Annotated in this window: 6 protein-coding genes and 1 pseudogene; 5 read left to right on the forward strand and 2 right to left on the reverse strand. The window is 68.6% G+C overall.

Annotation, left to right across the window (positions count from 1 at the left end):
* The first annotated feature begins 1,424 nt into the window (after nt 1–1,424).
* The 3 genes from KK483_RS34945 (at nt 1,425) to KK483_RS34955 (ending at nt 5,193) form a co-directional block, all read left to right on the forward strand.
* Nucleotides 1,425–1,685, forward strand: coding sequence for a hypothetical protein (locus KK483_RS34945; protein ID WP_262009227.1), 261 nt, complete (start codon nt 1,425–1,427; stop codon nt 1,683–1,685).
* An 874-nt stretch (nt 1,686–2,559) separates the two neighbouring features.
* Nucleotides 2,560–3,207, forward strand: coding sequence for a hypothetical protein (locus tag KK483_RS34950; protein WP_262009228.1), 648 nt, complete (start codon nt 2,560–2,562; stop codon nt 3,205–3,207).
* A 1,038-nt stretch (nt 3,208–4,245) separates the two neighbouring features.
* Nucleotides 4,246–5,193 (forward strand): DUF1989 domain-containing protein, encoded by a 948-nt coding sequence (locus KK483_RS34955; protein WP_262009229.1) that lies wholly within the window; start codon nt 4,246–4,248, stop codon nt 5,191–5,193.
* Between the two features lie 1,046 nt (nt 5,194–6,239).
* Here KK483_RS34955 and KK483_RS35620 read toward each other — a convergent pair.
* Nucleotides 6,240–6,419 (reverse strand): transposase, encoded by a 180-nt coding sequence (locus KK483_RS35620; RefSeq protein ID WP_262009230.1) that lies wholly within the window; start codon nt 6,417–6,419, stop codon nt 6,240–6,242.
* A 201-nt stretch (nt 6,420–6,620) separates the two neighbouring features.
* Here KK483_RS35620 and KK483_RS34965 point away from each other — a divergent pair.
* A pseudogene (locus KK483_RS34965) lies at nt 6,621–7,490 on the forward strand (IS5 family transposase).
* A 104-nt stretch (nt 7,491–7,594) separates the two neighbouring features.
* Nucleotides 7,595–7,810 (forward strand): hypothetical protein, encoded by a 216-nt coding sequence (locus tag KK483_RS34970; RefSeq protein ID WP_262009231.1) that lies wholly within the window; start codon nt 7,595–7,597, stop codon nt 7,808–7,810.
* A 1,043-nt stretch (nt 7,811–8,853) separates the two neighbouring features.
* On the opposite strand, the gene KK483_RS35405 is transcribed toward KK483_RS34970, so the two are convergent.
* Complete coding sequence (locus KK483_RS35405) at nt 8,854–9,426, reverse strand: transglycosylase family protein (RefSeq protein WP_313879506.1); 573 nt, start codon at nt 9,424–9,426, stop codon at nt 8,854–8,856.
* Between the last annotated feature and the right edge of the window lie 2,081 nt (nt 9,427–11,507).

The following is an 11,507-nucleotide window of genomic DNA, read 5'->3' on the forward strand; positions in this document are numbered from 1 at the left end:
CGCGGCGCGCAGTGTGGGCAGTGAGGTGGCCGGGGGTTCCGAAGTCGTTACCCGAGAGCATTGCATTCCATCCGAGCCAGAAGACGAGCATGGCCGACATTGGCGGAAGGACGACCGCACCCCCGAGATCTACCCAGACTGAAGGCCGCTGCATGGCCTGAGTCTGCCGCTACCCCAGCCGGGCGGAGTGAGTACGCATACTCATTTTTCTCGCCAACTGTGACGCCGTCTAGCGGCCGGTGTCTGATGGGCGTCGTGCGGTGTCTGCTGTGGTCGGTGGGGTTTCGTTGGTGGTGGTGGGGGTGTGGGTGGGGGTTGGTTCTGTTTCGGCTTGTACCGGTGGGGTCGGGGTGTCGGGGTGTCGGGTGGGGTGGTGTTGAGGGCTGTCCTGTCCGGGGTTCTTTTCCGGGGTTTCCTTGCGTGAGGGGGGTGGGGTGGTGGGTGTGGGGTGTGGCTCCTTTCCCCTTCGTCTTCGTCTTCACCGTGGTTGGTTCGGTGTGTTGTGGGATTTGGGTGGTGGTTGGGGGCGGGGAGGGCCGTCGGCTGGATCTGGCCTGGTGGTTGTGTGTGGGGGTTGGTTGATAACCCGCTGCGGATAGCTGGGGTGTCGTGGTCATTCTGTTGGTCGTGTGTTGGTTGATGACTTTGGGTGCGGGTTGGTGGGGGTTGTGGTGTGGGGTTGTCGCGGGGTTTTTCGGTGATGGTGATTACTTTCGCCGCGGATTGTGGGGATTACTGTGACGGGGGGTGTGATAACCGGTCGTGTGCTGGTGAATAGTGTCCCTGAACGCGATACCGGTGGATGGTCCGGCCAGTTCGGTGTGTTCCGGATGTGCCGTGGTGGTCAGGGCCTTTGGGTTTGTTCGCCGGGTTTTGCTGCGTGTGGGCGGCTGCTTTGTGTGCGGCTGTTCATGACACAAGACGACCTCTCCTCGAGTACTGGATGTGTGCATGTCTTCTTCAGGACGAAACCTTCTGCCCGTTCGTCGCGTGCTGCTTTCTGTGGCGATGACGGCTGCTCTTGCGGGTCTGGCGGCGGCGCTGCCGTCGGGCCAGGCGTATGCCGCCGGGCGGTCGGGTCCGCCATCTTCCTGTGAGCACGGCGGCGGGGGGAGCGCGTCTGCACCCGGCGCCTTCGGCGCGCCCGGTGCCGGGCGCGAGGGCGGTGTCTTCGGCGCGCCGGGTGCCGGGCTGCAGGGCGTCTTCGGCGCGCTGGGTGCTGGGCGTGAGGGCGGTGTTTTCGGCGCGCCGGGTGCCGGGTCTGCGGGTGTGGCCGGGGGGCCCGTTGTCGGTTCGCGTCTGACGTCGCAGTGGCGTCCGGTCGGCAGACCTTGTCGGGTGCCGGTGCGCGCGGATATCGCTCGCGCGGGCAACGGTCAGGCCGTTGCGGTGAGCGTCCGGTCGGATGCGCCGGGGCGTCGGGCGTGGCCGGGGGCGCCTGGCTGCCCGTCCCCGTCCTCGCCCCCGTCCTCGCCCCCGTCCTCGCCCCCGTCCTCGCCCCCGTCTTCGCCTTCGCCTTCGTCTCCGTCCTGGTCTCCGTCGTCCTCGTCCTCGTCCTCGTCTTCGTCTTCGTCTTCGTCTGTGTCGTCGTCGTGGTCTGTGGCGTATGCGGGGGCTGTGGCGGGTGGTCGTGGGCAGGGCGCGGCGGTGTCGGGCGTGGTGTCGGGGGTCGGTGGTGGGCGTGATGCGGGGGAGGTGGCGGGGCCGGGGCGGGGGCGGCCTTGTCCGGTGGAGGGGAGTTCGTCTGTTGCTGGTGCGCGGGGGCCGGTTGGGGGTGGGAATCCGGCGGATTCCTGCCGCGGGCCGGGCTTGTAGTGGTGTGACCGGAAGGGTTCAGCGGCTCGCGACGCCCGGTTCGGCACTTCGCGGTGTTGTCGGAGCTCTCAAGACGAAGTACCGCGAGGAGATCATCGGCAGGCTGTCGCGCGAGTGCGGCTGGTACGGGGGCGGTCCTCCGCTTTGCGATGCACTGCACGGGACGCTGCGAGTGACTCGGTAAAGCCTTTCCGGTCACAGCACTGGCTGGGGGCTTGCCTGTCTGGGTGTTGTCGCTGTGAAGGGCGGGTGCGGCCGGTCGCCCGGGCCGTGACTGGGTGCCTCGACGGCATCGGGTCACGGTCCGGGGGGCCGGGCGGGTGGCTGTTCGGGTCACGGCTCGGGGGAGCCGGGCGGGCTGGCGGTGTGGTGTGGGGCGGGTGGGGGCAGCGGTGTCGGCTGGTATGTCCTGGCTGGTGGCTGGTGGCTGGTGGCTGGTGGCTGGTGGGCTGGGTTCGGTGGTTGTCCCTTGCCTTGCGGGTGTGGGGGTAGGCGCCGAGGCGGTGCTCGTGATCTATCGGGCGGGCATTGGCGGCGCCGGCGGTTTCACCTCTCCCGTCATCACCACCCGCGGCTTGCGAACTGTGCGCCGGACTCGGGCTGGTGGTCCTGGATTTCGGTGCTCGGGGGGGGGCTTGTGTCGGGGGGATTGTGTTTCTTCGATGGTGGAAGGTGTGATTGTCCGTGGCGGTGAGTTGGGCGAGGGGAATTGTTGTTGCTGAGCCCGCGCCGAGAGCGGCTTATGTGGCCCGCTATCTGGCGCCTCACTGGAAGGGGCTGGTGTCTTGGGACAGTGAGGAGCGTGTGGGGTTTGCTGCGGCGGCCGTCTGTTTCACGCTGGCGGGTTCGCTGGTTTTCGGTGTGGGTGGTGCGGGTGTTGCGGCGTTGGCGGTTCAGGTGTCGGGTCGTAGCTGGTTGACCCAGTTCTGGCTGGGTTTCGACACGGTTCTTGTTCTGTGTCTGGTTGCTTCTTACCGGTTGGTGGGGCGGTATGGGCTGCGGTTCTACGGTGCTGCTGTGGGTGTGAGTCCTCTGTGGCGTCTTGTGGCTATGGGTAATTGTGCGTGGCGTTGTCTGCCGCGTGCTCAGCGTGAGGCGCAGGAGCCGCGGTTGCGTGCGCTGAACGCGGCTGCTCGTGTTCTTTTGACGGATCCGGGGGATGACCGTACGCGCAAGGCGCTGGTCACTCATGCGGAGGTTCTGCGTAAGGTTTCCACCAGTGTGCTCCAGGACAGTCCTTCTTCCTTGACGCACGGTGCTTTTGTCATTGACCGGATTTCCCCTGGTGAGTGTTCGAGTGCTTGCCTGGGGCCGGCTCCGAGCGGTGGCGGCACCTCTCTCTCCCTGGTCGTGCCCACGCAGAACAAGTCCGGTCCCACGGAGACCAGTTGATGTGTGCCGGCCTGTTCGGGCGGCCCCCGGTCGGGCGGCCTGCAGAGCCGGGGCCACCGGGCCCAGGCCGCGCACCGCACCGGCCCCGGCCGGCGAGGCCGGACCGTCAAGCCGCCCAGCGAGGCCGGACCGTCAAGCCGCCCAGCGAGGCCGGACCGTCAAGCCGCCCAGCGAGGCCGGACCGTCAAGGCGCTTAATGTGGCTGGGTCTTCAGGCAGCCCGGCGTGGGCTAACCGTCAAGCCGCCTAGTGTGGCTCGGTCTTGAGGCGGTCCGGCGTGGGCTGGCCCTCAAGCCGCCGAGTCTGGGCGGGCCTTGAGGCCGGTGGGCGTGGCCGTACCGTCAAGCCGGTCATCGTGGCTGGGCCTTGAGGCTGGTCGGTGTGGCCGGGTCTTGAGGCCGGTGGGCGTGGCCGGGCGTGGGCGTGGGCGTGCGGATGTGGGTTGCTGTGCGCATGGTTGGGTTGTTCGGTCTCGTACCGTGCCCTGCGCGATAGGCGCGACTGTGCCTTTCTCGCTGATCGGTGACTTCGGTCAGTGGGAAGGGGTGTGTGGCGCTGCGTGTGGGGAGCACGGTCTCAGGCCGATGACGTCCTGCGCCTGCTCGCCGCCGCCCCACGCGCCGACGGCATGCAGGCCGCGAGGTCGATCTCGGCGCGGGCTCGAAAAGGTGCGTTCTGAGTCAGTGTGAGCGGATGTTCCGCCGGGCCGCGGTCGGCGGTCCGCGCCGGTCTGTTCGGCCGGTTTTTAGGGTGCGCCCTCTCGCTGTGCTTGTGTGCCGTGCTTCCGCGCCGTGGTTGTGTGCTGGGCCGTGTACCTGGTGGAGGTGGGCCGGGTTTTCTTGCTGGTGCTGGTGCTGGTGCTGGTGCTGGTGCTGGTGCTGGTGCTGGTGCCGGTGCCGGGTGGTGCTGGTGCCGGGTGGCGCGGTGAACGGCTGCTACCGGGTCCTCTGCCGTCTGCAGGAGTCCGTACATGTCCTGTGTCCTGGCCTGTGCGGTGAGGGTCCGCTGCCGTCTCCTGCTGGCTGTAGGAGTGCTGCGCATGTTCTGTGTTTTGGCCTGTGTGGTGGGTGTCTGCCGCTGGCTCTTTGTGTTGGTGAGTGTTTGTACGCAGCTTGTTTGTCAGTTCTTCTGGGATAGGGGCCGCACGATGCCTGTTGTCGAACCCGCTTGTCAGGTTTCCGAGGGGGGCACGCTCGATGTGGACAGGGGGCTGTATGACCGGATTTCGGTGACGCCTGGTGCCAGGAGGATCGTGAACAGTTTTGTTGTTCCGGCGCGTTCCGGCCGGGCCTGGGAGGTTCCTGCTGGTCATTTGTGTCGGATTGTCACGGTGGACGGTCCGCAGGTGGGTGACTTCAATGTGTGGAACCGGCATGACGCGGGTGAGTATTTCTGGGCGGCTCGTACGCGTCAGCTTCAGCGTGCTCATGTGAGTACGTATGATCGTTTGTGGTCCTGCCTTCCTTTTCTGCGTCCTTTGCTGACGGTTACCAGGGACACGCTCGCCGGGTTCGACGGTGATGGCGGGCGTGTGCATGATCTGCTTGGCACTCATTGTGACCCGTGCGTCAGCCGTCTGCTTGCCGGCCGGGCTGTGGAGGATCACTGTCACGGGAATCTGGTGCGCGCGATTGAGCCGTACGGTCTCACCGAGTCCGATGTGCACGATGCCCTCGGTGTTTTCCACCGGACCGGCCTGAACCAGCAGGATCAGTACGTTGCGAGGGAGTGTCCGGCTCGTCCTGGTGACTTCTTCGAGTTTTTCGCCGAACTCGATCTGCTGTGTGCGCTGTCCACTTGTCCCGGCGGGGACATGTCTGTGCCCATGTGGGGTCCGTACGCACATGATGCGGTTGAGGGCTGCCGTCCGATCGCGATCGTGGTCTACGCGGTTGACGACGTCCTGCTGGAAGGCTGGACGCCGCCGCCGTGGCGCGGTGCCCGCAACCCTGCGGGCGGTGTGGGGTTGCGGGCCTGGTTGTCGTGACGTGTGGCCGGGCCGGCGCAGCGCCCGCCCTCACAGGGCAGGGGCAGGGGCAGGGGACGGGCCTGCGTGGTGACGGGCTCACGGCCTGCCCCGGCCGCCCCGGCCGCGCCGTGCCGTGCACCGGCAGTACCCGCGCAGGGACCAGGCGCGGCCGGCCGGCGGTGAACTCGCCGGCAGCGCCTGGCGCATCTCCTCACCAACACCAACACCCGCACCCGCACCCGCACCCGCACCCGCACAACACCCGCCTGCGGCCGCACGCGCCGCCCCGGTTTCCGGCACCGGCACCAACATCCGCCTGCGGCCGCACGCGCTGCCCCGGCCCCGGTACCCGGCACTGGCGCGGGTTCCGGCACCCGGTGTTGGCGCGGTGACACAGTGGCCGCGTTGTCGCAGGCGTGTCCTTGCTCGGCTGCGGGGTGTCCTTAGGGCGTTGGCCGGATGCTTCGGGGGGTGGTGTTATCGGGTCGGGGGTGTCCCGGTGGTTCGTGTGGCCGGGTCTGTGCGGGGTGTGGGTGGGGTGGCGTTGTGGCTGGTGTGCTGGGGGGGGCGTGTGCTTCTTCGGCGTTGGTCTGCTGGGGGCGTTGTGGGCCGGGTGGCTTGTGTCCTCGGTGATTGTTGTGGGGTGGCCGCTTGCCGGATGCCTTGTTCCCTGGCCGGGGTGACGGCGGTCTGGTGGGCGCTCCTTGCTTGCCGGCCGGGGGGTGTGGATCCTGTTGTGGGTGCTCATGCGTGTGGTGTGGTCGTCTCTACCCGGCTGTTGCGCGGCGTCGTTCGATGTATCCGTGGTTCGGGTCTGTGCGAGGGCCGGTGGCCCAGCTCCTGGCCGGCGGTGTGCGGGTGTTGTTGGGGCTGGTGGCATCTCCTGGGGGACCGTGTTTTGGGCAGAGGTGGTCATGCCGGCCTCGGGGTTGTGCGCCTTGTCGTGGAGCCGCCAGTGGACCGTGGAGCCGCCAGTGGGCTGTGGGGTCGTGAGGGGCCGCGAGGTGTGGGCACGGGGGAGGGGAGGGGCTGCCCGTCCCGGGCAGGGCGTGAGCCGGGCCCCCTTACCGAGACTCTTGCAGAGGGCCCCGGCCTTCGGGCCGGGGGTGAATGCATCTCAGGACTGCTGTGACCTGCAGGTCACAGCGGACGTTCTGCTGCTCGGTGTACTGGTGGATGATCGCCAGCGGTGCGCCGCCGCAGGGCGCAGCGAAGTACGAGGGCGACCACAGGTGCCGGTGCATGATGGCCGGGTTGGTCCGGCCGGTGAACTCCGCCGGATGGGCGGACAGGCTGAACGCCTCGCAGAGCGCAGGTAAGACCAGGACGAAAGTCCCGGCACAGCGCGATGAAGCAGGAAGTGGCAGGAAGGGTCAGACGACCCAGGCCGGAATCCCCGTCCTTTGGACGTCATCTCATTTGGTTGTCTCGGTAGGCCGTCGGTCGTGGTGGGGATCGTTGAGCGGCTGGTGCCGGATGAGTTGTGGGAGTTGTTCCAGCGGGTGGTGTTTGAGGCGCCTTCGCGGCCTCAGGGCGGTGGTCGGCGCCGGCATGGCGACCGGGAGGTGCTGGTGGCGATCGTGTTCGTGGCCACGTCGGGTTGTACGTGGCAGCAGTTGCCGTCCGCGTCGGTCGGGCCATCGGGAGCGACGGCTCACCGCTGTTTTGCTGAGTGGACGAAGGCCAGGGTCTGGGCCAAGCTCCACCGCCTGGTCCTCGACGAGCTCGGATCCCGTGGCGCGTTGGACTGGTTCCGCTGCGCGATCGACTCGGTGAACGTGAGGGCCCTGAAAAGGGGGGACCTGGCAGGCCCGTATCCTGTCGACCGGGGCGAGTACGGCTCAAAGATCCATTTGATCACCGAGCGAACCGGTCTGTCCCTGTCCGTCGGAATCTCCGGGGCGAATCTGCACGACAGCCGGGCCCTGGTCCCGCTGGTGAAGGGCATACCGCTGATCCGCTCCCGCCGCGGTCGGCGGCGACGCAGGCCCGGAAAGCTGCACGGCGACAAAGGCTGCGACTACGACCACCTGCGGCGATGGTTACGAGGGCGCGGCATCACGCACCGCATCGCCCGCAAGGGCATCGAGTTGTCCACCCGGCTGGGTCGGCACCGCTGGACCATCGTGCGCACCATGGCCTGGCTGGCCTGGCTGGCTGGCCGGCTGCCGTCGCCTCCACGGCCGCTATGAGCGCAAGGCCGGGCACTTCCTCGCCTTCACCAGCATCGCCTGAACCTCATCTGTTACCGCCGTCTGAAACACGTGAACGGGCACCTGGTTCCACCGCTGATTGCAGCAACATGGTGCGAGTGAGCAGATCATCCGCACAGGTTCAGAATGCAGCACCTCTCTGGCACGAACACCTTCACGCCCCCTTCCCGGCCGGCCTACGAGGTGCCACGTTCGGGGGCACGGACATGGTGATGCTCGACGCGGACACCGCTGGCTGCGTTCTTACGTGGCTGAACAACGGTGGCACTCTCGACCCAGAACGCTGCCGCATCCTGCAGAGCTGCATCGAGGACCTGGATCGAGTCATCCCCGAGATCACCGATCCTGCAGGAACCCGGTACTGCCAACGCTTGCGCCAGCTTGCCCTACTCGTCGCAGCGAGCCTCACCCACGCCAAATGAGATGCCGCTCTTGGGGCGGGGAGTACGTCAACGGTGGTGGGTCCGTGCCGGTGTGATGGCCGGTGCCGCGCGAGCCCTGTGCGAGGGGAGGGGGAGGGGGGAGGGGGGAGGGGGTGCACGGTGTCGGTGGTGTGGGTGTCTTCCCCCGCTGGTCTCCCCCTGCCGGTCTTCCCTGCTGGTCTTCCCTGCTGGTCTTCCCTGCCGTTTTTTCTTGCCGGTTTTTCCCTGTCGGGGTGTCGGGTGGGCTGTCCGCCGTGGGGCTGGTGGTGGTCCGGGCGGCGGCGGGAGGGTTGTTGGAGGGCCCTGTTTTTTCCAGTGGTCCGTTCCGGTGAGGCTCTGTGTTGGATCGCTGGTGTGTGTGCTGGCCGGGCCAGGGGTGAGGTGAAGGTCGCGGCTGTGGTCGCGCATGTCGCCCGTGCCATGCGCGGGCGTGGGCGGGGTGTTGTTGGTGTTGTTTCCCGGGCGTGGTGGGCTTGGTCGTGGGTTCCATGGCTCAGGTGTGCGGCTCTGCCGGGGTCTGGAGTCTGAGCGGGCAGGGGTTCCGGGCGGTGTCTTTGTTCGTGGTCTGTGTGTTGCCGTCAGTGGTCCGGGTGTCGCGCGCAGGGGCGGGGTTGCCGCGGGTGCCGGGGTGGTTCATGGGCTACGTCCGCGTGTGCCGCGGGAGTCTCGGCGGCGGTGCTGTTGCGGGCGGCCTTGGGGGGGGGGAGTTGCCGTGGCGGCTGTGTCCGTGGGTGGATGCCGGCCTTCGCGCGGCCGATCGCGGATCTGCTCGCGCTCGTCCTCGCCGGCGCTGCCCTGTGGGGCCTTTGGTTTTGGCGAGCGGTTGTTCGGCTTCCTGAGCGCTTTCACTGCCGGGTTGTGGTGCGTGCGGGCGATGCGGGAGACACCGTAGCCGCAGACATTCCTTGTCCGCTGCCGTGCCCTGGGAGGCGTTTGGGGTGGTGGGTGATCGGATCGGCGTGCGGCGCGCGGTCTTTGCCGTGGGGGAGGGGCGAAGGAGCACCCTCTGAGGGGCAGGTGGGCGTCCGGTTCGGCGTGCGGGGTCACCTCAGCCGCAGGATCTGGCCGGGGTAGATCATGTCGGGGTGCCCGATGACGCCGCGGTTGATGGTGTAGAGGGCGCGCCATCCTCCTGGTGCGCGGTGGGTGGTGGCGACGTGGTGCAGGGTGTCGCCGGGCTGTACGCGGTAGGTTCCGCGGGCGGCCGGGGTGTGGGGGACGGCCGGCACGGGGTGCCGGGCGGCCGCGCGGGCTTTGGGGGCCAGACGGCGTGAGCACACGGGCCAGGCGCCCCAGCCCTGGCGGCGCAGTACGCGCTTGGCGACCGAGATCTGCTCGGCGGGCGATGCCAGGTCGGCGCGGGCGGCGAAGCGGGTGCCTCCGTGTTCCCGCCACGTCGACGGGGTGAACTGCAGCCCTCCGTAGAAGCCGTTGCCGGTACGGGCGCGCCAGTTGCCGCTGCTTTCGCAGGCGGCGAGATCCTCCCAGACGTGCTCTGGCGTCGCGTGTGCGGTGCCCGTGCCGGTGAGGGCGCTCACGGCGCAGGCGAGGGCGACAGCGGCCGTGGCCGGGCGCAGACGGCGCCTCAGGCGGGAGAACAGGGGTGAGGTGAACACGGCAGAACTCCTTGGCAGGGAACGGGGAACGCCCGTTCCCCGCCGGCGAGCGGCGGGGAACGGGATGAGTGCCGCGCCGGGAGAAGCCGCACGCGTCACATCGCCGGCCGTGGCCCGGGGAGACGGACGGGCCGGCACCGGAGCGCGTCGCGTCCGAGCTGACGGACCGTGAGGGCGACGCGCCAACCGATCGTTACATTCCGTCGAAATTATTGTCAAGAAGCTCATAGCTATTTAAATCGGGCAGGTTTGGTGGGTGGGGCGGCGGTCCCGCCCGGGTGCGGGCCGGCCCGAAGAGGCCCTCGTGCCGCTGGCTTTTCGGACGTGATGACACGGGGCGCGCTGCGCGAACCGCGCTGAATGCTCGGCGCGTGTGGGGGGGAAGGTGTGGCGGATGCAGGCTTCGGATGCTGGGCGCCCGGGCGCCCGGGCGCCCGCTCGCCCGGGCGCCCGCTCGCCCGGGTGGCCGGGTGGCCGGGTGGCCTTCGGGTGCGGGCCTGCTCGGGCGCGGATGCCGGAGACCTCCGCAGCAGGATGTGGGGTCGGTGCAGTGCATGCTGCCCCCTCTTTTTGCCGGGCGCGGGGTCTCGTTGTACCGGCGCGGCTCCTTGGAATCCCCGGCGGCCGTGGACGTTGACTCTCGCCGGGATGAATCCGTGTGCCGCTGTGCGGCTACCGCTCTTGCGGAATCAGTCGCTTGGCGGTCGGGCAAAAGATGCGAAGGGCTAAGGGCTTTTCGAGTGGGCCCAGTTGGTTTGCCGCCTTCCCGTCCCGGGTGGCGGGGCCGGTTTGAGGGCGGCTGCTTCCGGGCGGGGACTCCATCGGAGGGAATCCGGTGCGATAACTGCGCATTCCTCCGCTCGCTCTGCCGTGGGGGCTTCATGGCAGCACCGGCTGTATGCCGTGATGTGCACACGGGTTGCGGCCGATTACTGCGGTGCAAGGCGGCGGGAGTTGGCGGTTGAAATCGGCATCACGAATGTGATGGCCTTCCCGTAGCCGAAGTCTTTTGACCTGACAGGGAGTCGCAGACCTGCACGTATTGCCGTTCGAGGCGAGCAGCGCTTCAGCCGCTGGTTTCGCCGCTCCTGCCAATGCTTGCCGTAATGCGCGTATGCGGGCGGTGAGGTGTGAGCCTCGCGACGTCGTACGTGTCCCTGGAGAGGCCGTGCAGGCCGACTCCGATTCTCCAGCAGCCGGCTGAGCTGCCCGATCGGCCATGGATGCTCAGCCGCTGCCCGACGCATAAGGTATCCACCACAGATGCATCGCTCTTGTGTCCGCCGACCCGTCCATCCAACCCGCCGGGCCCACCACCAAGGATCCGGAACATCTCGCTTCCGCGGCTGCGAACAGCAGGCCCCCTCGGGCACGTGCCAGAACTGCCCGGTCGAGGGAATCCCTCCTGCCTATCGGAGAGCGGCCCAGAGGCAGACCTGCGGCCCGAGCGGCCCGGCGCGCGCACGAGAACGACTCACACCCTGCCCCGGTGACCGAAAGGCACGCACGCCGGCTGCCGCCGTCCCGGGCCGCTGCCCCTACCGCGGACGCGGATCCTCATAGACAAGACCCTCCGGGGGAGGGGGAGGGTTCCTCTTGCTGACAGGCCGGTTCCCGGCTGCGGCGGCAGGTGACGCCCGGCACGCCCCGGCACACCCCAACCGACCGGCACGCCCCGGCCGCCCGGCACACCGCGGCCGGGGTGTGCCGGGCATGCCCGGGTGTGCCGGACAGTGCGTGCCGCTCGTCCAGAGGCCCACCCCGCCGGGGTGGTCCGGGGGTGTGGCCGCGCCTGTGACGTGATGCGCGGGCTCGACGCACGTCCTCGCGGAAGACGGCCTCATTGCTGCATGCCCCGGTCTGTCACCCTTTCCCGCACCCGTTGAGCGCCTTGCGGCCTTCCGGCGCGGTGGACCGGCTCCGGTGCCCTGCTGGTCGTCCTGTGAGTCCATGCCGGCGGTAGACGTGAGCGGCGTCGCCGTACGGCACCCCGCGGGCAATGGCCCCGCATCTCTGCGCTGAGGGGCTCTGCTCTGCCCCGTCCGCCCGTCTGCCCTCACCGGTGACCGCGCGCCGCCCGA

The sequence above is a fragment of the Streptomyces sp. FIT100 genome (genome assembly GCF_024584805.1).
In the GTDB taxonomy this organism is placed as follows: Bacteria; Actinomycetota; Actinomycetes; order Streptomycetales; family Streptomycetaceae; genus Streptomyces.

Bases quoted from the DNA above. Each gene is read 5' to 3' on its own strand.
- KK483_RS34970 (WP_262009231.1), top strand. From the start codon at position 7,595: ATGGTGATGCTCGACGCGGACACCGCTGGCTGCGTTCTTACGTGGCTG.
- KK483_RS34955 (WP_262009229.1), top strand. From the start codon at position 4,246: ATGTTCTGTGTTTTGGCCTGTGTGGTGGGTGTCTGCCGCTGGCTCTTT.
- KK483_RS35620 (WP_262009230.1), bottom strand. From the start codon at position 6,419: ATGCACCGGCACCTGTGGTCGCCCTCGTACTTCGCTGCGCCCTGCGGC.